Annotated in this window: 23 protein-coding genes and 3 riboswitches; of the genes, 4 read left to right on the forward strand and 19 right to left on the reverse strand. The window is 37.6% G+C overall.

Annotated features, from left to right (window positions below):
• The 15 genes from gcvH to cdaS all read right to left on the reverse strand — a co-directional run bounded on the left by gcvH (position 1) and on the right by cdaS (position 18,150).
• Positions 1 to 396: a glycine cleavage system protein GcvH gene (gcvH, locus tag QUF94_RS14025; protein WP_289316402.1), complete on the reverse strand. Its 396-nt coding sequence runs from the start codon at positions 394 to 396 to the stop codon at positions 1 to 3.
• Positions 397 to 549: 153 nt separating this feature from the next.
• The gene (gene gcvT, locus QUF94_RS14030; protein WP_289316403.1) at positions 550 to 1,659 is read right to left on the reverse strand and encodes a glycine cleavage system aminomethyltransferase GcvT; all 1,110 of its coding nucleotides are present in this window, start codon (positions 1,657 to 1,659) and stop codon (positions 550 to 552) included.
• A 138-nt stretch (positions 1,660 to 1,797) separates the two neighbouring features.
• Positions 1,798 to 3,048, reverse strand: a complete 1,251-nt coding sequence (gene glyA, locus QUF94_RS14035) for a serine hydroxymethyltransferase (RefSeq protein WP_289316404.1) — start codon at positions 3,046 to 3,048, stop codon at positions 1,798 to 1,800.
• A gap of 185 nt (positions 3,049 to 3,233) precedes the next feature.
• Positions 3,234 to 3,338: riboswitch (glycine riboswitch) on the reverse strand.
• Positions 3,339 to 3,669: 331 nt separating this feature from the next.
• Complete coding sequence (locus tag QUF94_RS14040; protein WP_289316405.1) at positions 3,670 to 5,049, reverse strand: amino acid permease; 1,380 nt, start codon at positions 5,047 to 5,049, stop codon at positions 3,670 to 3,672.
• A 304-nt stretch (positions 5,050 to 5,353) separates the two neighbouring features.
• A riboswitch (glycine riboswitch) is annotated at positions 5,354 to 5,410 on the reverse strand.
• A 3-nt stretch (positions 5,411 to 5,413) separates the two neighbouring features.
• Positions 5,414 to 5,511, reverse strand: a riboswitch (glycine riboswitch).
• 269 nt (positions 5,512 to 5,780) lie between these two features.
• Positions 5,781 to 6,026: a hypothetical protein gene (locus QUF94_RS14045; RefSeq protein ID WP_289316406.1), complete on the reverse strand. Its 246-nt coding sequence runs from the start codon at positions 6,024 to 6,026 to the stop codon at positions 5,781 to 5,783.
• A 1,307-nt stretch (positions 6,027 to 7,333) separates the two neighbouring features.
• Positions 7,334 to 7,876: an NADPH-dependent FMN reductase gene (locus tag QUF94_RS14050; protein WP_289316407.1), complete on the reverse strand. Its 543-nt coding sequence runs from the start codon at positions 7,874 to 7,876 to the stop codon at positions 7,334 to 7,336.
• Between the two features lie 58 nt (positions 7,877 to 7,934).
• On the reverse strand, positions 7,935 to 8,258 hold the full coding sequence (locus tag QUF94_RS14055) for a putative quinol monooxygenase (protein ID WP_289316408.1): 324 nt from the start codon (positions 8,256 to 8,258) through the stop codon (positions 7,935 to 7,937).
• 110 nt (positions 8,259 to 8,368) lie between these two features.
• Positions 8,369 to 8,962 carry a TetR/AcrR family transcriptional regulator gene (locus QUF94_RS14060; RefSeq protein ID WP_289316409.1) on the reverse strand — a complete coding sequence of 198 codons (594 nt, stop codon included), beginning with the start codon at positions 8,960 to 8,962 and terminating at the stop codon, positions 8,369 to 8,371.
• A gap of 340 nt (positions 8,963 to 9,302) precedes the next feature.
• Positions 9,303 to 11,291, reverse strand: a complete 1,989-nt coding sequence (locus QUF94_RS14065; RefSeq protein WP_289316410.1) for an acetoacetate--CoA ligase — start codon at positions 11,289 to 11,291, stop codon at positions 9,303 to 9,305.
• A 108-nt stretch (positions 11,292 to 11,399) separates the two neighbouring features.
• Positions 11,400 to 12,602, reverse strand: a complete 1,203-nt coding sequence (locus QUF94_RS14070; protein WP_289316411.1) for a sensor histidine kinase — start codon at positions 12,600 to 12,602, stop codon at positions 11,400 to 11,402.
• Positions 12,603 to 12,899: 297 nt separating this feature from the next.
• On the reverse strand, positions 12,900 to 14,042 hold the full coding sequence (locus QUF94_RS14075; protein WP_289316412.1) for an acyl-CoA dehydrogenase family protein: 1,143 nt from the start codon (positions 14,040 to 14,042) through the stop codon (positions 12,900 to 12,902).
• Positions 14,043 to 14,158: 116 nt separating this feature from the next.
• Positions 14,159 to 15,406, reverse strand: coding sequence for a GTPase (locus QUF94_RS14080; protein ID WP_289316413.1), 1,248 nt, complete (start codon positions 15,404 to 15,406; stop codon positions 14,159 to 14,161).
• Between the two features lie 118 nt (positions 15,407 to 15,524).
• Complete coding sequence (locus tag QUF94_RS14085; RefSeq protein WP_289316414.1) at positions 15,525 to 16,277, reverse strand: PadR family transcriptional regulator; 753 nt, start codon at positions 16,275 to 16,277, stop codon at positions 15,525 to 15,527.
• A gap of 245 nt (positions 16,278 to 16,522) precedes the next feature.
• Positions 16,523 to 17,269, reverse strand: a complete 747-nt coding sequence (map, locus tag QUF94_RS14090) for a type I methionyl aminopeptidase (RefSeq protein WP_289316415.1) — start codon at positions 17,267 to 17,269, stop codon at positions 16,523 to 16,525.
• A 254-nt stretch (positions 17,270 to 17,523) separates the two neighbouring features.
• Positions 17,524 to 18,150 carry a sporulation-specific diadenylate cyclase CdaS gene (gene cdaS, locus QUF94_RS14095; RefSeq protein WP_483313655.1) on the reverse strand — a complete coding sequence of 209 codons (627 nt, stop codon included), beginning with the start codon at positions 18,148 to 18,150 and terminating at the stop codon, positions 17,524 to 17,526.
• A gap of 261 nt (positions 18,151 to 18,411) precedes the next feature.
• Between cdaS and QUF94_RS14100 the strand changes: the two genes are divergently transcribed.
• Positions 18,412 to 18,732 carry a 2Fe-2S iron-sulfur cluster-binding protein gene (locus QUF94_RS14100; RefSeq protein ID WP_289316416.1) on the forward strand — a complete coding sequence of 107 codons (321 nt, stop codon included), beginning with the start codon at positions 18,412 to 18,414 and terminating at the stop codon, positions 18,730 to 18,732.
• A 100-nt stretch (positions 18,733 to 18,832) separates the two neighbouring features.
• Here QUF94_RS14100 and QUF94_RS14105 read toward each other — a convergent pair whose 3' ends face one another.
• Both QUF94_RS14105 and QUF94_RS14110 read right to left on the reverse strand, forming a co-directional pair.
• Positions 18,833 to 19,213 (reverse strand): VOC family protein, encoded by a 381-nt coding sequence (locus QUF94_RS14105; protein ID WP_063233829.1) that lies wholly within the window; start codon positions 19,211 to 19,213, stop codon positions 18,833 to 18,835.
• 209 nt (positions 19,214 to 19,422) lie between these two features.
• Positions 19,423 to 19,914, reverse strand: coding sequence for a hypothetical protein (locus QUF94_RS14110; RefSeq protein WP_289316417.1), 492 nt, complete (start codon positions 19,912 to 19,914; stop codon positions 19,423 to 19,425).
• A 152-nt stretch (positions 19,915 to 20,066) separates the two neighbouring features.
• Here QUF94_RS14110 and QUF94_RS14115 point away from each other — a divergent pair, with 152 nt between their 5' ends.
• The 3 genes from QUF94_RS14115 (at position 20,067) to QUF94_RS14125 (ending at position 21,881) form a co-directional block, all read left to right on the forward strand.
• On the forward strand, positions 20,067 to 20,534 hold the full coding sequence (locus QUF94_RS14115; protein WP_289316418.1) for a DinB family protein: 468 nt from the start codon (positions 20,067 to 20,069) through the stop codon (positions 20,532 to 20,534).
• Positions 20,535 to 20,600: 66 nt separating this feature from the next.
• Positions 20,601 to 21,014, forward strand: a complete 414-nt coding sequence (locus tag QUF94_RS14120) for a VOC family protein (RefSeq protein WP_289316419.1) — start codon at positions 20,601 to 20,603, stop codon at positions 21,012 to 21,014.
• A 366-nt stretch (positions 21,015 to 21,380) separates the two neighbouring features.
• Positions 21,381 to 21,881, forward strand: a complete 501-nt coding sequence (locus QUF94_RS14125) for a VOC family protein (protein WP_289316420.1) — start codon at positions 21,381 to 21,383, stop codon at positions 21,879 to 21,881.
• Between the two features lie 547 nt (positions 21,882 to 22,428).
• On the opposite strand, the gene QUF94_RS14130 is transcribed toward QUF94_RS14125, so the two are convergent.
• Entirely contained in the window at positions 22,429 to 22,761 is a 333-nt protein-coding gene (locus QUF94_RS14130; protein WP_289316421.1) for a YolC/YozM family protein, read from the reverse strand.
• A 291-nt stretch (positions 22,762 to 23,052) separates the two neighbouring features.
• Positions 23,053 to 23,484, reverse strand: a complete 432-nt coding sequence (locus tag QUF94_RS14135) for an N-acetyltransferase (RefSeq protein ID WP_230162716.1) — start codon at positions 23,482 to 23,484, stop codon at positions 23,053 to 23,055.
• Positions 23,485 to 23,507: the final 23 nt, after the last annotated feature.

The following is a 23,507-nucleotide window of genomic DNA, read 5'->3' on the forward strand; positions in this document are numbered from 1 at the left end:
TTATTCCTCTCCTTCATTAGTAAATGCTTGATACTCATCTTCATTTAGAAGTGTGTCTAACTCTTCTGGATTGGACATTTCTACTTCGACTAACCACCCTGCTTCAAATGGATGCTCGTTAATCGTCTCTGGGGCACCTTCTAACTCTTCGTTTACAGTAACTACCGTACCTGAAACAGGTGAGTAAATTTCGGAAACTGCTTTAACTGACTCGATCGTTCCCATCGATTCATTGGCAGTTACTTCATCATCAATCGCTGGATTTTCAACAAAGACGATATCACCTAACGCCTTTTGTGCATAATCAGAGATTCCAATACGTACACGATTTCCTTCTAATTGTTGCACCCACTCATGTTCTTTGCTATATCGAAAACTTGATATTACTTTCGTCATTGTATTTCCCCCTTTTTTTCATTTTTTCACTATTGCCATAATTCAGAAAATATTTCTGATAATTTTACTTTTAGGTAGTCGATTTCAGGCTGCATACCAGGTAACTGAAATTGACTCTAGAAAACTACGATAACTCTATTAAAATATTTCCGCTTATCTTTTGTAGAATGGTACATTAACAATAACGGCTTCAATCTGTTTATTTCGGATTTCCACTTTTATCGGCGTACCCACTTCAGCTTGATCGGCTGATACCAAGGCAAGACCTAAGCTTTTCTTCAAAGATGGTGATTGTGTTCCTGATGTAACAGTACCTATTTCCTCTCCATCTTTAGAAATTACCTTGTAACCATGACGCGGAATCCCACGGCCTGTTACTTCAATCCCTACTATTTTTCGTTTTAATCCATCTTCTTTTTGTTCTGTAAGAGCAGATTTTCCGATAAAGTCACCTTCTTTATTCGTCTTTACGACAAAGCCGATTCCTGCTTCAAGCGGGCTGATATCTTTACTAAGTTCTTGGCCATAGAGTGCAAGACGTGCTTCAAGACGAAGCGTGTCCCGTGCACCTAGTCCGCATGGTTTTAATCCACTCGTGGCTCCTGCCTCTAGGATCTTTTCCCAAAGTACTACCGCTTTGTCAGCAGATAAATAAAGTTCATAACCATTTTCTCCTGTGTAACCTGTACGGGATACAAGTACGTCGGTAATCCCAGAGATGTTGACATGTTGGGCGAATTTAAAAGAACCAATTTCTGATAAATCTATTTCCGTTAACTTTTGCAAAATGCTTTCTGCCTTTGGTCCTTGGATGGCAAGCTGAGCGATGTCTTCCGAAATATTTTGGAGCGCCATCTCTCCTTTTACATGCTGCTTCATCCATTCGTAATCTTTCTCAATGTTTGCGGCATTAATGACGAGTAAATATTTTTCATTCCCTAATTTATAAACTAATAAATCATCCACCGTTCCACCGTCTGGATAACACATTGCGGTATACTGTGCTTGATTTATGCTAAGCTTTGTTACATCGTTTGTAACAAGGTAGTTAATATAACTCTCGGCATCTTTCCCTTCCACAAGTACTTCTCCCATATGAGAAACATCAAAAAGTCCTGCTTCAGTTCGAACAGCTTCATGCTCTTCTAAAATGCTGGTAAATTGAACCGGCAGAGCCCAGCCACCAAAATTTATAACTTTTGCTCCGTATTTTTTATATACTTCAAAAAGCGGTGTTTGCTTTAATGCTGTTTCAATACCCATCGTTTACCCCCAATTATGATTTTCTGCAAAATAGTTCAACTGTTACCGGTTTCTTTATTGCCAGGAGACATATCTCGCTGCCATGGCCGTTGCTCAAGTTTTCAGCAAAGGCATAATTCCATTAAGCTGTCCCTTTCTTTACACAGTAATTGGCTGTTGAAATAACGGATAACCATCACAAATCCCTTTGGTCGTTTCTTTTGCTTTCTGAAGAACGACTTTATTCCCTTTACTCTTTAGAACAGTTGCAATCACTTCACCAATTTTCACCATCTCTTCTTTCTTCATGCCTCGAGTTGTTAAAGCTGCTGTCCCCATTCGGATACCGCTCGTAACAAATGGCTTTTCTGGATCATAGGGAATCGTATTTTTATTAACGGTAATGCCTGCGTCTTCCAATAATTTCTCTGCTTCTTTTCCTGTTAAATTCCACGGACGCAAATCTAAAAGGACAAGATGATTATCTGTTCCACCAGAAACAAGTGCTGCACCTTCATTTTTTAATGTTTCGCCGAGTGTTCTAGCATTTTCAATGACTTGTTTCGCATAATCCTTAAAGCTTGGTTGTAAAGCTTCGTTGAATGCAACTGCTTTTGCTGCAATGATATGCATAAGTGGACCGCCTTGAATTCCTGGGAATACGGATTTATTAATTGCTTTGATAATTACTTCATCATTCGTTAAAATGATGCCCCCCCGTGGTCCTCTTAATGTTTTATGAGTTGTACTTGTCACAACATCCGCATAAGGGATTGGGGATGGGTGAAGACCAGTAGCTACCAGCCCGGCTATATGAGCCATATCCACCATAAGTTTTGCACCAACTTGATCGGCAATTTCTCTAAATCGTGCAAAATTAATCGATCTTGGATAGGCACTTGTTCCTGCAATAATCAATTTAGGTTTTTCTTTCTTTGCGATAGCTTCCAACTCATCATAATCAATTAACTGAGTATCTTCTCTAACTCCATAAGACACAACTTCAAACCATTTACCTGAAACGCTGACTGGACTTCCATGAGTTAAGTGGCCACCATGTGAAAGGTTCATTCCCATCACCTTATCACCAGGCTGAAGCAGTGCGAAAAAAACTGCGAAATTGGCTTGTGCACCTGAGTGAGGCTGAACATTTGCATATTTGGCACCAAAAAGCTTCGTTAGCCGTTCAATAGCCGTTTGTTCTGCCACATCGACAAATTCACATCCACCATAATAGCGCTTTCCTGGATAACCTTCTGCATATTTATTTGTCATCACGCTACCCATTGCCTCTAATACATCTGGGCTAACAAAATTTTCTGATGCAATCAATTCCAGTGTTTGATGTTGACGTTGTTCTTCTTTCTCAATCGCTTCAAAAATAGTTAAATCATTTTGTTGTAAACTCATTTTATTTTCCTCCCAGACATTTTTCTTAATTCTGAATTTTCACTTAATTATTAATTCCAATATGGTACTAGACACTATATTTCTTTCCCGCTACAGGCCTGCTTTTCTAAGAAAACTGTTAAAAACAGTATGTTTTACAACCTTTTTTGCACGCAAAAAAGGACAGAAAAGGGTCGTAGCGTTCTCTACCCTTCTCTGTCCTTTTACCTGAGAGTTTAGCCCCATTTTTTAATAGAGCCTTTCCCCTTTGGTGGCGTATATGTTAATACGCGCTCTCCAGAGGTGCGTCCATTTGTGGTTCCATCTACCTGAGAGATTTGTTCCAAGGGTCTTTTTGGAACTTGCTCCTTCGGTGGCTTGTCGCTTTGCACTCTCCCACAACTGTCATCCGCTTATTCAATTTGGTACATTTAGAATAGTTGTTGAGAATAATTATGTCAAGGCTTTTTTGAAAGCGCTAACACCACTATTCTAAAATAATTTTTTCGAATTATAATATGATTATCCAGATATCTTTGGCTTTTTATAATGGGCAGATTTTTTACTCACCGGGTTAGGAAAATATGGAGCGGCAACTATCTGGACAAACACCGCAAATTGAATCAAAGGGTTTCTTGCCCCTTAATTCCCCGCTACCTCTCTCTGATTCGCCTGTTCCACCTTCGTTTGGCGAATCTTATAAATCGTAATCAGCATAATGAACCAAACAGGAGTAACGAATAAGGCAACACGAGTGTCGCTCGCAAGTGCAAGAACAACAAGGACGAACGCTAGGAAAGCAAGGATCAAGTAATTGGAAATTGGATAAAATGGTAATTTAAATTTGTTCTTTTTCACTAGATCAGGTCTTGTTTTACGGTATTTCAAATGACTGATGACTGTAATTCCCCAAATAAAGATGAAACATACTGTAGAAATACTTGTAATCAAGGTAAATACTCCTTCAGGCATTAAATAGTTCAAAACAACGGAAATTAAAATGACGACAGTTGAAAAGAACAATGCATTGGAAGGTACTTTACGGTCATTAAGTTTTGCAAACGGTACAGGTGCATTTTTATCTTTGGCAAGTGAGTATACCATCCGGCTTGTACTGAAGATTGCGCTGTTACATGCCGAAGCAGCCGATGTTAGGACGACAAAATTAACGATACCAGCAGCTCCAGCAATACCTACAGCCACAAATACTTGGACGAATGGGCTTTCCGTTGGGATGATTGCGTTCCACGGATAAACACTCATAATGACAATAAGTGCGCCAATATAGAAAATTATAATCCGAATAGGAATATTATTTATGGCTTTGGGGATAACTTTTTCTGGATTTTCTGTTTCACCTGCTGTAAGTCCTACAAGTTCAATGCCCACAAACGCAAACACTACCATCTGGAATGAGAGGACAAAACCATTTATTCCATTTGGGAACATACCTTCGTGACTCCATAGATTCGTGAAACTTGCTGCGCCTGAATCAGTGGAAAAGCCTTTAATAATCATGAAAATACCGATAACAATTAATGCTAGAATAGCGATGACCTTTATTAATGCGAACCAGAATTCCATTTCGCCAAAAAGTTTAACGGTTGCAAGATTCATAAATAGCAGAATGACTAGGGCAATCAATCCTGGCATCCACTGAGGTACGGAGGGAAACCAATACTGAGTATAAAGACCAACTGCCGTTAAGTCGGCCATTGCGATTGAGATCCAGCAAAACCAGTAGGTCCAGCCGGTTACAAATGCTGCCATATTACCTAAATAGTCTCTTACAAAGTCAACAAAGGAATGATAGTTCAAATTAGATAAGAGTAGTTCTCCAAGTGCGCGCATGATTAAAAAGCAAATGATGCCTGTAATCATGTAAGCAAATAGAATTGATGGCCCAGCTAAATTAATAGATTTTCCTGCTCCAAGAAATAATCCCGTTCCGATTGCCCCACCAATAGCTATGAGTTGTACGTGCCTGTTTTTTAACCCTCTATCCAACTTTTGTTCCTGCATACGATCTCCCACTTTCTACTTTTATAGGCTACTTGGAATTTTTTCCTTATAAAGGGTCAGCCCTTCAATGAGTTTGAATTATTAGCGTACTGGGAGACTGACCTATCATTGTAAGCGCTTTCCTAGGTGGGTACTAGATATAGTTTTTTGAAATAAAGCTACCTACCTTTTTTGAAAATATAGCATTAATTGTACAAATCAAAGGATAGATCATTTATCTTCAGATCTCAATGCACACTTCCTCTCTTTTTATCTTTCCAAGTACAAAAAAGGACAGAGGAAAGATAGGTATTTTCCTACTTTCCTCTGTCCTTTTACCTGAGAGTTTAACTCCTTCGGTGGCCTATGGCTCTCTTCAGAGACGCGTCCAATTGTAGTCCTTTTACCTGAGAGATTAGTCCCTGCTTTTAGGATTTGCTCCTTCGGTGCTAAACATTGTTTAGACTCTCCCACAATCATCATCCGCTGATATAAAGTTGTTTTAATAGTTGTATATTATCGGGTTTTAATGGATATTTCAATGATTATCTGAAAAAACTCTATTTTCTGAAATTTAAGCATGGACTAATTTGAACTTTATGAACAGTATATTTTAGAAGTTATTAGCTATGAAAAATCAAGCTTATTAGCAGCTTTTCTATGTCGCAAAGAATCCCAAACAAGCTTATGTATAAGCAAAAATTTCGGCATTTTTCCGAAACAAAATTTAAAGCCAGGAGAGGACATAATAACTATAGTTTTAACATAATTGATGTATGGAAAAAGAGAAAATTCGAGACTCGCGAAAATCCTTGCAGCAGTAGAGATTGTCTAGGAGCTTCCTCCCTAAGTTCAGCAGTATTTTCAGAAGCCTTCTCTTCTTTAGCAACTTCCTCTTTGTCCCCACCACCTGCTATATTAGCAATGATGACAATTGCTAGAACCCATCCCCACCACTTCTTTGGCTTCTTTAGCTTGATTTTCTTTTCCTTAACCATTTTAACCTTATACCCCCTTTACAGTTTTTCAGACGGACTGTTGTAAACAGAAATAGAATAACATAATTTGGATCAATAAGGTTTATATTTATCATCACGTATTCATTTTCACAACGCTTGACGTGTTAACGAAACCATCTCCCATTACATTTTACCTGTGTCAAACCGGAACTCTAAGTTGGTTATCCTCTTCTTTTAAAACATATTCATATAGTATGATCAAATATATATACCTTATTATTTGCGTATATTCCTATTATAGATAGTAAGATATTTCACTAACAAATATTAACATCAAAAAAGGGAGGTGAATACTCAACTTAGCAAGTAAATAAACCATTCGAAAGAAGTATTGCTATAAAATAGAAAAAGCCATTGGAGCTCATCGCAACAATGACTGTTTCATATAATCGCTTTTCTAATATAAAAAAATGAATTGCATTAATCGTTAAATAGGAATAAAGAATGTCTTAAACAAGTTTTTTTAGTAAATCATACAATTTAAATAAATATACTCGTTCTAATTCCTTTGGTTCAACAGCGGTGTAATAAGGCTTATAAAAGAGAAAGTGCCATGTACTTAAATAAATGCTCCGTATACTTGTAAACAATGCTTCATAAAACCATAAAGCTTTTGAAAAATAATTTTCCTCATTCGCGGTAATTTCTTGATATTCAATTCTGATAAAAAGAGAATGTCCATTCAGAGCAACATCTGATTTAAAGTAAGGTGAACTTGTTGCAATCACTTCATCTGTTTCAACATCTGCTGTAATCGTTTCTACGAGTGATCATGTTTGGTTAGTACGGTTTCCAATATAGCTAAAATTTCTGGTGAATTTATCAATGTTTCGGCATCTTCGATATGATAGCTTTGAAACGAATCAATTTGTTCTTACGAATGGTTTTCACGGTAAACATGAGGTGTAACTCCGTACATTTCTTTAAAAAGACTCGTAAAGGACTTTATATTCGCAAAGTAAAAGAAAATGACACGAAAGAAAATTAAAGAAACAAGAAACATTACTTTTTGCTCCTTCTAAATAAAAGTAGAAATTATTCGGGCGCTTTATGTGCCCGTATAATCGCACAGTTCGCGTTAACTCTACAATAGGCCTTCGAGAACTAACCAATGGTTTGTAAACATTTTCCAATAAACATATTAAATATTTCATGCTATACTAAATCTTTTAAACTAGGCTAAATTTTGGAAGGCCGTTTTGCTTTTTAACTGTGCATAATCCATGTAAGAGTATAGTGGCATAGCAATGGAAGCTACTTTAAGAGCGGTTAGTAAACTATCAAGCTTATCTTAATTTTTTTAAGGCACCGCTCCATGCAATCGTTTGATCTAACATTGCATTGACATTACCAAGGTGTAAATCAGCTGGTTTAAATGTCTTGTAGTTTTCAAAGTCTGTAAATAGTGAAAATGTTGGATTTACTCGAACGTCCGCAACAAGTAATTCACCTAAGATGCCACGCAAATGTTCAGCTGCACGAGCTCCGCCTGTTGAACCATAGCTCACGATGCCCGCCGCCTTGTTGTTCCATTCATCGCGTGCGGAATCAAGCGCATTTTTTAATGCTCCTGTAATACTGTGATTGTATTCCTGTACGATAAAAACAAATCCATCTAAGCTGGAAAGTTTTTCTGCCCAAGCTGTTAACCCTGGTTCTTTACCAGTGCCTTCACCCAAAAAAGGCAATTTAAAGTCTGCAATATCTACGATTTCATAATTTGCATCTCCGCGTTTATCTGCTATTTCTTTTACCCAATTTCCTACTTGTGGACTTACGCGTCCTTGACGTGTGCTTCCTAAGATAATTCCAATGTTTAATTTCCCCAATGGTTTTTCCTCCTCGTTAATGTTTGTTTAAAATAAAGAAGTTATAATTTTAATTGATTTATATGTTTTCAATGACTTCCACTAATGTGTAGTACCCACCTTCTGCATCTTCAATGAGATGATTTATCTTGTTAAGGTGTTCAGTAAATTCACTTTTTTCTAACCAATTTTTATGATGATCAACACTTTCAAAGGTAGTTATCATAATAGCCTTATTTTTATCAACAGAACGATGCCAACGACTATTAATCCAACCAGGAACACCTTGAGATCCCCTCTTAAAATTGAGAAGTTCTTCAGACTGTATCGCAACTAATTCATCTAGTTTGCCAGGTTTAGCTGTAAATACATTAATCCATACTATTAATTTACTTGAATTCATATACATAATCTCCTGTAATTTAAATTTATTTTTCTCAATGCGTTATAAATCTGCTCTTTCTTTTTCATTATTGGGTGTCAGTACTAACTGTCATGATTATTTAGGAAAAACTAGGGAGTTAATGCCCTAGTGAATGTTTGCACACTTTCCATTATAAATGCCTCAAGGGACACGGTCGGATAGTTCTCATCGGCATCCAGGTTGTTCATAAAGGCACCAAAATTCATCATCATGAACGACCACGCTTGCAGCTCTGGGTCTGTGTGAATAAGTTTTCCTTTTTCATACATCGTGTTAAAATAGTTTGTCAAAATTTCCAGTAACTGCCGAGGATGCTTTTGTGTTCTTTCTCGAAATCCGGGTAAATTGCCTTCTTCCTTGATACTTATCATAATCATTTTCCGGTTACGATTCATGATTTCATGATATGTTCGACTTATCAGTAGTAAGTCTGAATGTAAATCCCAAACGATTTGCCTTTCATTAAAAAGTTTTGTCATTTCTTCGGCATAGTGATATCGGTCAAATGCCGTTTCTAAAAGATTTTGCTTACTTCCGAAGCGACGAAACAGTGTCTTTTCACTCAAACCTGCCGCACCAGCGATTTCCAGAGTAGTAACACCATTGTAGCCTTTCTCTGCTATTAGATCGATCGCAGCAAAAAGTAGCTTATCATCGTTACTTTGATTATGACTGTTACTCATACTCTCACCTCTACCCTTCAAACTGTCAGTGCTTACTGTCATTTTTATTTTATTCTATTCATCAGTTTTAAATTTGTCAACAAAACTTTCCATCATAAGGTAAGTTTGTCATTATACTGAGGAGATGCTTAAGAACCTGGATGAAGTAATTCATCTTGTTATGTACCCATTGGAGGTAAATGAGGAAGTGATCCCTCTTTATATTTTCCCGTTCCTTTCCTTATCGTAGAAAAATCAGGGTTATTAATTAAAAAATGTTTGAACGTGCAATATCTTGGTTTTGCCGGAAGAATTCTTTTAAGAAGAATAAAAGACGGAGCTTTTTTGCTCCGCCTGTTTGCTAGAATATTTTTTTCTCATTCAACTCAATGGCTAATTCTTTAAAGAACTGAAGCGATTCAGGATTTCCCATGGAGTCTGGATTCACGACTTTATCAAACTCGAAACCTAACAATACTTTACGTATCGGGACTTCCATTTTCTTTCCGTTCAAAGTTTTAGGTATTTGTTCAACGACATGGATTTGGTCAGGAATAAAGCGAGGGGACACATGTCCTCTGATTTGTTCCTTGATTTTTGCTGTCAATGCCGCATCCAGGCTATTACCGTGCTTAAGGACAACGAACAGGAGCAAGGAAGAACCGCGGCCAAGCACTTCCCTATCAATGACAAGGCTTTCCATAACCTCGTCGATCGCTTCGACGACCCGGTAGATATCGCTGGTTCCCATCCGTACACCAGAACGGTTGATGGTCGAGTCGGAACGACCATAAATGATACAACTGCCCTTGTCGTCGATTTTTATCCAATCACCATGTTTCCAAATCCCGGGATACGTATCGAAATAACTCTCGTAGTATCTTGTCCCGTCTTGATCATTCCAGAAATAAAGCGGCATGGACGGCATGGGTTTGGTAATGACCAATTCACCGACTTCATTAATCAATGTTCGGCCTTGTTCATCAAAGGCCTCTGCACGAACACCTAATGCCCTTCCTTGTATCTCCCCGATTCTTACAGGTAATGTAGGAACGCCACCTACAAATCCGGCACAAACATCGGTTCCGCCACTGGATGAACTAAGCCAGATATCCTTCTTGACATTCTCATACACCCATTTGTACCCGTCACCCGACAAAGGTGCTCCAGTGGAAAAAAGGGCCTTCAATTTCGATAAATCATATTTTTCCATTGGCTTGATTCCTAACTTCATGGAATTCGTAAGGAATGGTGCACTTGTTCCAAAGAAAGTCATGCCTGTATCTTCAGCCAATTGCCAAAGGGCATCCATATCCGGGAAAGAAGGACTGCCGTCATAAAGAACGATCGTCCCTTCATTAAGCAAACCACCCATTAGGAGATTCCACATCATCCACCCTGTCGTCGTAAACCAGAATACCGTATCCTCGGAAGTCATGCCTTGATGCATTCTTGTTGATTTAAAATGCTCCAATAATATTCCGCCATGTCCTTGTACAATCGGTTTTGGCATTCCTGTTGTACCTGATGAATAGAGAATCCAAAGCGGATGATCAAACGGAACACTTTCAAAAGATAATTCGGCTTTTTCTTTTACTAGATCATCCCATGGAATCGTATCTGCCAGATTCTCTTCCAAAACCTTCTTTTCTATGTAAGGAACCATTACAGTATGCTTGACAGTAACCAATTCCTGTTTAAGCTGTGAAACAACGGATGTTTTATCATATACTTTTCCATTGTACTGGTACCCATCAACCGCAAGTAATACAACCGGTTCAATCTGTTTGAAACGATCAATGACGCTTCTTGCCCCAAAGTCAGGTGAACAGCTGGACCAGATGGCACCTATACTTACTGTCGCCAAGAAAGCTATGACCGCTTCAGGGATATTTGGCATATAAGCTACAACACGATCACCGGATTTCACACCAAGTCCCCTTAACGAATGGGCAACAGAAGCTACTTTTTCTTTCAGCTCTTTCCAGCTTACCTCTTGCTGCCTGATATTTTCGGAACGAAAAAAGATCGCCGTTTTCTCTTTTTGATCATTCAATAATGCATTTTCAGCATAATTAAGCCTTGCCCCTTCGAACCATTTCGCCCCTGGCATTGAATGCTCCGCTAAAACCCGGTCATATTTCCTGTCAGCTTTTACATCACAATAATCCCAAACCGAAGCCCAAAAATCCTCCAGTTCATCAACCGACCATTTCCATAATTCATGATAATCTTGAAATGATAAACCTTTCTTTTCGTTTAACCATTTCATATATTGAGTCAATACCGTTTGCTCGATTTGTTCGTTTGTAGGTTCCCAAATGACTTGTCCATCTGTAAGCGATTTCATTTAATCATCTCCCTTAGGTATCGAATTCATCATTAAATCATTTCATAATAATTGGTAGTTTACTTAAATTGTAATGTATGAGAATAAAACCGTCAATTTACACTAAATTCAAATTGGCTCGTATCTATGAAGGGGCAGGTTAATAGAGAAGCATGTACCTTTCCCTTGTACACTTGACACATGTATCGATCCATCCATGCTTTTTATTACGCTATATGAAACCATCATGCCTAATCCCGTACCTTTATTTTTTGTTGTAAAGTAAGGTTCACCTAAACGGTATATTTGTTCCTGTGTCATTCCAATTCCTTGATCTTGAATCTTAATTTGGATGGTGGGGGCAGCATGAATTAAATGTATGTATATTTCGCCATCATCTTGCATCGATTCTATGCCATTCTTTAAGATATTGAACAAGCACTGTTGGAATTTCTTCCTTTCCCCCATGATATAATAAGCTTCATCTTCGAATAGGGATAATTTCAATTCGATTCCATTATCGTTTGCCAAAGGATTAATACTGTTCACGACATGCTGAATTTCCTCGGATACCCTTAATCGTTCTTTATTTTCAGGGCTTATGGCAGCAAACGTCAAATAATCATTTATGACATCCGTAGCCCGATCTAATTCCTTCAACGCAATATTTGCATACTTAACCTTTGTATTGGGAGAAACGTCTTCGCTTAACATTTGAATATATCCCCTAGTAACTGTAAGGGGATTTCTGACTTCATGAGAGATGCTTGCAGCCAAATGACTAACGATTTGCAATTTTTCCGCTTTCACTAATTTTTCGAGAACCTGAAAATTAGTGAGAATGACCTCCCATAGTAATATTACAACAACTATTCCTATGACTTGGATAGTGAAGTATTGTTTCCATATACTTATGCCTATAGTAAGTTCAAATACTTCTGTTGAAATAAACTGTGTGAGACTGTGAACAATAAAGATTAATGAAATACCGATGAAGATTTTTTTACTGACTGACATTTTTAGATAGTATTTCGATATAAAAAACAGGGAAACACCAATTAACGGAAAAGTGATGCATGATATATAAAACCCATTTTCGCCCCCTGTTAAATAGCGAATAAGTAGAGTGATGACAATTAATATGATTCCTAACCGGTACCCTCCATATAAACCGCCTAATAGAAATGGAATCCATCGAAGATCCCAAACAAAATCCTTTTCTGTGACAACGGGGAATAGCATGCATAGAACAAGTGAGAGAATAGGGAAAATGGATAAGAACGATCCTTTTAATGCATCTAAACGGTATACGTACTTTACTAGATAGCTCATTTGCAATAAAAAAATCGGAAAAAGGATAATTAAAAAGTTAATCAGTAAATCTTTTGTCATAAGATTCATTTTCACACCGAACTTTCGATATTTTTCGAAGATTTAGACAGGTATATAAATCATAACAAGATAGAGAATGATTAGCTAGTAAAATTATATTGTTGGAATTAAAATGAGGCAGCTGAAGCATAGAGCTACCAACAATGAAAACGGAAGAATAGGGGGTAGAGAGTGAACAGGAAAAAGCACTGAAACGACGATGTCATTCAGTGCCATCAATAATTTCCGAATACTCACTTAATAAAGAGCTGATTTTGCTAGCATGGTGATTGTCGCATCATCCATCGGAGGATTATGAAGTCCTGCGCGTACATCCCTATAATAGCGTTGCAGGGGATTTGTCCGTTGTAAACTTTTGGCTCCGACGACTCTCATCGCTTTATCGACAATCGAAATCGATTTATTGACGACCGATAACTTAACAGCACCCAATTGTTTCGATAGTTCATCATGATCTTCAGGGTGCTGCTCCCATTTTTCTGCGACAGAGTAGAGAAAATGGTGTGCCTCGCTCAATTCCAATTCCATCTCCCCAATTGTCCGTTGAACATTCGGAAGGTCCCTGATTGGTCCTGGTAAGCTATTGGGAGAATAGGTTTTCGCAAATTCAACTGCATAATTTCTGGCAGCCACTGCAATTCCCAAATAGCAAGCCGGTATATGTAAGAGCCATGCTTCAGGTTTCCTGTTTCCACCAGGTTTACTTTTCATGAGTAAATGCTTTTTAGGCAGGCTGACGTCATTTAACACCAAATCATGACTTCCTGTTCCCTGCATGGAAATCATATCCCAAGTTTCTTCTATACTTACACCGATTACATCACGATGGACTAAAAATGTGCCTAAACACTCATCCTCGGGTACCCATGCCGTTACAAGAAAAATATCAAGGACGGGTGAGAGTGTAGTAAAAGTCTTTCTTCCATTCAAATTCCATTGTTCACCCTTTTTGATAGCGATCGTTTCCGGACGGCCGCCACGCGTCGGGCTTCCTGTTCCAGCCTCAGATGCTGCCGTGTTGATGAGGGCGCCTTTCGACACTTCAGAAAACAATTCATTCATGGCCCCTTTTTCCCAGGGTCTTTTCTCGGTTAAGGATAGGACCGTTCCGACATGCCAGCCTATTCCTAAAGCTGTTGGACCACAATACTGAGCTATTTTTTCTTGGCATAGGAGAAAATCATATAAGGAACCGCCATTTCCCCCATCTTCTTTGGCTAAGGTCAATTTAGGATATCCGAATTCCTTTAACTCCTGAATGTTTTCAAAAGGAAAACCCTTTGTATCATCAAGAACTTCAGATCGAGCGGAAAAGGACTGAATCGCTTCCTCTAATTTTTGTATATATTCTTTTTGCTCCTGTGACTGAAAAAACGACATGAAGATCATTCCTCCTATAGTAAACAAATTCATGAACCATCCAGCAGCAGAAACAGCAACTGCGAACACCACTTTATCTTATCATCTTAGTGTAGTTTATGGTTTGAATCTGCCATTTAAGAGTCAATGTCTTCATTTTTATATTCTTTGTTAGCATTCTTATAAGCTTTCTTCGCCTGATCAATATCTTTGTTTTCGATAAAGTAAGCTATCGCGGCTTGCCCGATTCCATACGTGACAGCACCCGCTACCGCACCGGAAACGGCTAGACCAGCCCCTGGTATGAAACGAACTGCAGCCCTGACACCCTCCCTGACAAGGAGACCGATTCCAACATTGATGCCTAATGCTGTTATGAATTCACCTGCCGTTTTTGTATTGATGTCCTTATCCGCGATAAAACCAATCACTACAATCATCAACCCTTGAATGCCGGTCAAAATGGGAAAATCGGCAAAAGGTATTGGCTCTGCACCGATTAAACCGGCAATTGCCGTAAATGTTCCCACGATCGTCCTCGCGAATTTCTTCTTAACGATTTGGCTTTGCATGGCTTTGGCCGTCTTCAGCTTCGCTTCACTGGGTAAGGCCTCGATCAAGTAATCAGAAAGCAAATCGATGTTCCAACGCATATCATATTCAATATTTCCGCTTTCATCGAAATCAATATACGAACAAATCGGAATGATGTTCAATAGTGGGATTTCACTTTCGTTAAATCGCTTAGCCATCAAAGCGATCGCTTCATCAATATTTTGCTTTTTCTTTGGATTGGCATCAAAAGGTGCTTGTTTATAATGTGGAGGATCTAACTCATCCACCTGGGTGACCACACAGATGACGGGTACATCATAATGGTGATTCTCTTTAACGATCTTGCGCAGCTTGTTCAACTCTTGCAAATCCTCTTCAACCCGTGAATCCGTTTCTTTAGCTTTAATCAAGAAAAGAAACACATCAGGCTGTTCTTCGGTTACCGCTTTTATCAATTCATCCATTGGTGTTTCTTCTTCAAATTCTTCCGTAGGAGTTTCACTCTCACCCAACCCGCGGGAATCCAGTAAACGAATTTTGGGCTCAGCATCACTTGGGTACCAAAGCCATTTTCCCTTACCCGTTCCAGATTTAACGGAACTGACATATTGCTTTTCCTGACCAAACATCGCGTTGATCAGTGATGATTTTCCAGACCCACGCCTTCCGACAAGAGCAATTCGTGGTTCCCTTGCATCAACCGTCATCGTTTTGAGCTTCAATAGCTGGTCGAGCATTTTGTTCTTTTTCGATTGTGAAATGGGCAGCTTATCTACCTGGCCTTTAATGAAACTGAATATGCTTCCCATTTCATCGTGTCTTTCCACCATCACGCATTCCCCCTTGTTAAGAAGTGTTTTAAGTAACATTTACCCTTTAACGATTCAATTTAAGCATGTAACTCGAATCTCCTTACAAACTTAAGGGGCTCCATTTCTAATAATTTATTTAAGTTTTTTCTTTTAAGAACATAACGACACTCGCCATGTATTTTTGAATTTCCTGTACTTGAAAAGCGGCCGAATCCGCAATCTGTTTATAATGATGCTGGCCTTCATCGGTGATTCGTAAATATCGTTTTGTTCGCTTTTCACTTTCCCACCTGCCGACAAGAAGCCCGTTCTCTTCCATTTCATGAGATAAATCGTATAAATAGCCGTTAGACGCGATCCAACCGAACTGATTTTTTAGCAGGTCGCCAATTTCACCCATGTAAATAGGCTTCTTAGTGAAAGCGGTTTTTAAAGTAACATAACGGACAAGGTCCTTCACAGATATTATTTTCGAGAAATACGACCTGTATTCTTCAGGAAGTTCATTAAGAACCGGGGGGTTTTCACCAGATCCCCTTAAATCGAACATGAACCGATCAATGACCTTCTTCACTTCGGAAAACCGTTCCAGGAAATTCTCTTGGTACCATATGTAAAGCTCTTTTCCTTTTTCAGTTATCTGATAATAATTTCTTCCTTTATTCGTATATAATGATAAATGGTTGGATTCGACAAGCATATTGGATATTTTACATAAATAGTCATAGCTATGCACTTTTCCAGTAAACGTATTTTTTAGGTCCTGATGGATCGCCCTTGGATAATTCGCTTTTAATTTCAAAGAATGCAGTAAGAAAATCGTTAAAAATTCCCGCTGGCTCACCCCAACCGATTCAACCGTTGTAGACAGTTTTTCCCCTTTCTTCACTGTCAACCCCCCTTTATATCCTTTTTATAAAACTCATCAATTAAATATTTCTTCCTTATCCCTTATTATCCTGTTCTGCCACATAATAGTAAAGTTTTTATTACCTAAGTACTTAGTACTGATTTTTCGTATTTAATCTATTTTGGGATGAGGAGATTCAGAATATTCTGTCGAGGTTTATTGTAAAATAGTTTAAAATAAAAAAAGAAGAAACGGTCCGCGATTAGGCCGTTTCTTCTTTTTGTTTATTGTTCCGTTAAAATGATTGGATTTTCTTTTGTAATAACGAGAGTATGTTCATATTGGGCAGAAATCTTTCCATCTGCCGTTCTCGCCGTCCATCCGTCTTGGTCCATTTTCATATGCCATGTTCCTGCATTCAACATAGGCTCAATCGTGATGACCATACCTTCTTTAAGACGGGCACCTTTACCTGGTTTACCATAATGTAAAACGGTTGGGTCTTCGTGCATGGTTTTTCCGATACCGTGTCCTGTAAAATCGCGGACAACAGAAAACTTTTCACCTTCTGCATATGACTGGATTGCATGCCCAATGTCCCCGAGACGATTGCCTGCACGTGCAACTTCGATGCCTCTATATAGAGCATTCTTAGTTACATCCATTAAACGCTGAGCTTCATCTGAAACTTCACCAACTGCATATGTCCAAGCTGAATCCGCCAAACCGCCGTTTAGGTTCACCACCATATCAATCGTTACGATGTCTCCCTCTTTCAGGGCTTTCTTTTGCGGGAAGCCGTGGCAAATTACATCATTAACAGATGCGCACGTTGCATATTTGTAGCCGTTATAACCCTTTTGTTCAGGTGTAGCACCGTGCTCTGCCAAGTATTTATCGACAAACTCTTCGATTTCCCAAGTCGTGATGCCCGGTTTTATCATTTTAGCGATTTCTCTATGCGTCGCAGCAAGAAGTTTGCCAGCTTCATGCATCAAATGTATTTCTCGTTCACTTTTAATAGTTATCATTTAAAAATCCTCTTTCGTTTTATATCTTTTCTGATTTAATCTCCTTAGTTATCATATGCCTTTTTTTATATAAAAAGCAACCAAAAACCCGGTAAAAATTCACCGGGTTACCTGTAATACTGAGAAAAATATGCATTTGAATTACAAAAGTGCTAAAAATGGAGGCTAGCGTTTGCGTTTTTACACAAATGAATATTACAGGTGTGAATTACCTAGAACATTATAATCACCCTAGGACTTAACTCTTAAAAATTCTATATCGGCCCATGTGCATTAATCGGGTACAGATTCCCATTTAACGCAAATGAAACTCTTCCTGTTTCCTCGGATACTACCAATACAAGGGCATCACTTCGTTCAGATAAACCTAATGCAGAGCGGTGGCGTGTTCCAAGTTTTTTTCCCCCTGTTGATCTGTCTGAAAGCGGGAGGACATTTGCTGCGGAAACAATCTGATTTTGACTAACCAAAACGGCACCATCATGGAGCGGATTTCCAGGAAAAAAAATTGATTCCAATAAAGAATGGGTTAACTCCGCTCCTATTGAAATACCGGGTTGAATCAATGAATCAAGAGGATCTCCCCGTTGAATCACAATCAACCCGCCATGTCTCAAATTCGACAGATTTTGTACGCAAATTGATAATTCGGGATATTTGTCTGTAAACGGTGACAAATAACAGTTCAAATAAAACGTTGCTGCTTTCATATCGATGTATATAAATTTATCCTTTATTTTCTCGAAATTTCCAAGAAGACAATAACTTTCGTCACCCATTGCGTCTAAGTTATCCTGTAATGCCAATATTACTTGACGTAAATCCTCTTTTAACATTTGTTTCATTGGTGAAAAATCACAATTGCCATTATTCACAGGCATGCACCTCCCTCCTTTTATTATTTCACTTTCTTTTTTTCAATAAATCTCAATGGGCCTCTAAAAGACCATTCTTATTTTCCCTAGCTCTATTTATGCCTTGTTAAATTTATAATTATGAATGTACTTAAAGTTTGTCTTCACGATAATTAATTATTCATCTTTACTATGACTTCACATTTTTTTTTGTCATATGGACAAGGTAATAGAATAGATATGTTAATGACCTGTTGAAAGATATCCTATAATAAGAGGTGGTATTAGATGCCTAATGTAACAGTATTTGATCAAGGAACGTTTGAAGTTGAAATGGGAAAAAAGTTAGTATTAGCATTGGAAGACAACGGTATAAATATTCTCCACCGATGCGGAGGGAAGGCTAAATGCACAACTTGCAGAGTTGAAATATTGGCAGGTGATTTTTTGGAGGACACACATAAAGAAAAAATGAGCTTTGAGGAAAAAGGAATGGAAGATCATTTGCGTTTATCTTGTCAAATTTACGTGAATGGAGACATAACCATTCGGCCGATCAAGACGGAAGAAAACTCTGGAATTCCTGCTGGGCCAAGGCCTCCTGACTAAATAGTTTCATAAGTGCCGTAGTTTAATCAAAAAACATCAAAACGACTAAAAATAGTTTTTCTAGTCGTTTTGATGTTTTTTTAATCTTTAGCCAAAAGAGTTACTTCTTTTCCATGACCGCAAAGTAATTATCTTCATTATCAGCAAAATTGAAGACTCTTCCAGATGGCATATTTACAAGTTCTCCTACTTTGATATTCTTCTCCGAAAAGTCTTTATATAATTCATCAAGATTATCCGAGTAAAACATTAACGAAGGTGTATTAAGATTTAATTCAGGCTGCATTTTAGCAATGAATTCCTTATTATGCAGGATGATGCTCGTTTGCGCTTCCTTTGTTGGGGCTATTTCAATCCATCTTAGTCCTTGGCCGTTATCTTCTTCAGAAATTACGCTAAAACCGAATTTTTCCGTCCAAAATTTCAATGACTCGTCTTGGTTATTTACATATAACATAATTTGACCGACTTTATTAATCATTTGCTTCTCTCCCTTTCTGCTGGTTCCGTTATTAAAGATATCAATTACGTATAAGCATATGTTGGTTGGAAATATATAACTGATTAAATCGTATTATAAATGCAAGATTTAATCAATATTTACCATAATTCAATTTCCCGTCTTTTGGGAAGTCAAATAAATAAACATTTTTTTAATCTGGACAATTGCTTAAAAAAAGCAGATATCTCTTACGAATTTCGCTTTATTATTTCTTCTACATATTCCAAGAAATCTGTATGTGTCGAATTCCCTTCCAGAAATTGCGCTACCACAGTTAATGGTACTATAACTCTATCTCTCTTTTTGGAATAAAGAACCGTCTCTGATTTAATGCCCCTATGCACCCCATCAAGTGTAGAAGAAAAATGATGTACAGAATCATATTCATACCATTTATAATCTTGATTTATATGCCTTCTTATAACTTCACCGATATAGGCACCTATCCTTTTCACAAAATTATCAAAATGAAACTTTAAAAATTCACTACCCATTTGAGTAGTACTTAATCTTTCCGTATAAGCATCTATATAGCGAATACTTTCAATAGTGAAATCTAAATTTCTCTTTGTTAGGTTCTCTTGATCCCAAGTATCTTCTGACACATCCTGATACATTAATTTCGCAATGCCTTTTAAATCATTTTTTATTAATTTTGTTCTATTTAAGGAACCGAACATATGTCATTTCCCCTTTATTAATTATCTAAGAGTTAATTATAAGTCTCCCCCGGTAGTTAAGAAAGGCTATGCAATCTTTATATACAGAAATTTGCAGGACTTTTCGATTTTCCCCAGAACTTCTATACAGAGTATTTCTAAAGGAGAGTGGAATGGTGGTTCTATCGAAAGAGGGTTTGTTAAATATATTGGAAGGCAACAGGAGATTGACGATGCGGGTGGTGGAAGCCTTTCCTGAAAAGGAATTATTTCACTATACACCGGCCGGGAAGCTTCGCCCTTTCGCAGAGATGGTTAAAGAAATCATGAACATTGAGACTGGATATATTCGTGGAATTGCACTTGGTGTATGGGAGTATCCAGATTCGTTTGCTGAAATTACTACAAAAGAGGCACTATTATCAGCATGCGAAGCAGTAAGGGATGATACTAGGAAACTGTGGGAGGAAATGACCGAGGAAACACTTGGAGTGGTGGAAAAGGATCCCTTTTTCGGTCCCTCACAAAGCCACTTTGATAGACTTCAATATGCCTTGGAAAATGAGATCCATCATAGGGGACAGGGTTATATCTATCTAAGAACGCTCGGTATTGAACCACCGGAATTTTTCGTCAGGTAATAATGAAACATTATGTCATTAAACTTGTAGCAACGAAAAAGAAATAAAAAAATAGGAGTGAGATAAATGTCAGTTGATGCATATCTTAATTTTAATGGAAATTGTCGAGAAGCTGTAGAGTTCTACGCAGAGGTTTTTGGAACGGAACAACCAAATATCATGACCTTTGGGGAAACACCGCCTAATCCGGAATTTACTCTTCCAGAAGAAGCGAAAGATTTAGTCATGCATACAAGGCTAAATATTAATGGAAGCAATATCATGTTTTCAGATACTTTTCCTGGTATGCCTTTTGTTGAAGGAAACAATATCAGCCTGGCATATGTCGGTAATGATTTGGATGAAATTAAATCGATCTTTAACAAACTAAGTGATGGCGGCACGGTTGGTCTAGAGCTCCAAGAAACATTCTGGAGTAAAATTTACGGTCAATTAACCGATAAATTCGGAATCAAATGGCAATTTAACTTCGAGGGCTGAGAAATGAAATTTGGATATAGGACTTTTCACTGGTGAAAAGTTTCTATATCCTTTTGTATTTCCATCACCAGGAGGCAAAGATATTGTAACTAGCATAGGGAAATAATTTTTCGTCAATCCTTAGAGATGGAGCTCTATATATAGGTCATTAAAATTAAAGCAAATAGTTAAATGATAGTGAAAAATGAATACACAAAACGGCTTTTGACTTCACCCTAACCCTTACATGATTTTTTTGGGTCATGATAAATGGTGTATAGTAATGGGGTACCTTCAAGATATTTAATCTTAACGAATAAATTCGCATTTCCCTTATAATATGTATCGAAAATGGCTAAACATGAAAACAATAAAGGAGAAAAAATCATGAAAAATAAAATTCAAAAAATCACAACAAACTTGTGGTTTGATAGACAAGCTGAAGAGGCGGCGAAGTTATACACTTCCATCTTCGAAAATTCTAACATCGGAAGAATCACCCGCTATGGAAATGAAGGAAATCAAATCCACGGGATGCCAGAAGGATCAGTGATGACCGTGGAATTTGAACTGGAAGGCCAAACATTCGTAGCATTAAATGGCGGTCCGCAATACAAATTCACCGAGGCAATATCATTTATCATCAATTGCGATGATCAAGAAGAGGTGGATTATTATTGGGAAAAACTTTCCGAAGGCGGAGACAAAAAGGCACAAGTGTGCGGTTGGCTGAAAGATCGATTTGGTGTGTCATGGCAAATTGTCCCTGCGAATCTATCCGAGATGGTCAACGACTCCAATCCTGAAATATCGGAAAGAATTATGAAAGCGCTGCTCCAAATGAAGAAAATTGACATTAAAACTTTAAAGCAGGCGTATATAGGATAGGATCTAAGAAACAACTATCTAGTAAGTTGTGTTTATTCGAAGTGACTTAAGCCTAATTTCTAGGTATTGCAGGTGTGAAAGTAGGTTTTGATAATTGAATTTCCTAAAAGTTATAATCCGCATTTTTCTGGCGATACCCCATGCCCATCAAGCTAACACCAATGAGTACTTAAAGTAGATCTATTTCTGTCCAGTTATTGAACCAATTCCTAATAAAAGATATATATATTTTATGAAATTAAAATCATTAATTATACATAATATTAAAATTAAGCCCATTGCTATTATCATTAAATATCTAATCAGTATAAATGGTTTAGTACTTTCTCTTTTTTCAAAAAACAACTCCATTACATATTTCAACTTATTTGACACTAAATTTCCCCCATAAACTACAAACTGAATTTAATAAACTATACCATAAAGAAAACGGGTCTTCTTCAACTAACCTGCCCCGTTAGTTGCATAAGAAAAATTCTACCTTAAAGACAGCTCCGATCTTCAGCTAACGCACCCGTTAGTTTTAGTACAATCCTTCACAAGACTTTCAATTTGCAACTGGGTACCCATCTCTTATAGCTCTAACTATGACTTCATAATCCTCCATGCCATGCTTTTGGGCGATTTGAGCCAAAGAATAGGCCAGTTCATTCCGTTGTTCTTCCTCTATCGGCACATGGACTTTAATCGTTTTGTTATCTGGATTGACTTCGATCGCTATAATATCATATTCATTAATTACCTTATTGCTTTCTTCCATGAATGCTCGGCTCTGGTCTTCCTTTTTCTGATTGTCTAAGTAATCATAGACTATAAAAAGTATAAACGCGGCCATCAGCACACCTAACCCTAGAAAAACTCGTTTTTTTAATTTCTTCACTTTATATCTCCTTGTCCAAAATTCTGTCTCTTTTACATCCTTTTTAACTTTATTGTTGGTTTAAAATAAAGTTTGATCAATAACACCTCGCAAACCCACATTTTAGGTTAAATTAAAATAATCCGTTTTGAAAAAAGATTGATCAAAACGGATTCTTCTCTTGTGAGTTAGTATACATTTTTTATAAAAAAGTTTGATCATTTTATGGCTGTGATCTTCCGCAATCGCGCCCGATTGATGAAGATCGTTCGTTTGTATTTTCATGTAATAATCTAACTCGTCTAACGACACTTAACCCTTTTCCCATTCCATTAAAAATTCTTCCTCGGAAGTCTGTTCATCTAATGTTTCTTCTTTTATTACAAAGCCATTTTTCAAATAGAAATCAACGGCTTTTTTATTTCTCTTGTACACTTTTAATTGTATATTTTCCCTTTGTCTTTTTATAAAATCTAACAATCCCTTTCCATATCCCCCACCTTGATGCTTAACATCAATAAATAATGCAGCCAAATAATTATCCATCATCGATACGAAGCCGACAACATCTTTTTCATTACTTACAACATAGGTTTCAGACATTGGGATATACTTTTCTTCCATCTCCGTTTGCTGTGATTTCCAATAATTCTTATCAATAAAGTCGTGTGCTATTAAAGAACCTTCATACCATATTTCTACTAATTTATTGACTTCTGTATTCTTGTTTGATCTAATATTCACCTTATCACCCCTATAGATCTCAA

It is taken from the genome of Peribacillus sp. NJ4, from assembly GCF_030348345.1.
In the GTDB taxonomy this organism is placed as follows: domain Bacteria; phylum Bacillota; class Bacilli; order Bacillales; family DSM-1321; genus Peribacillus.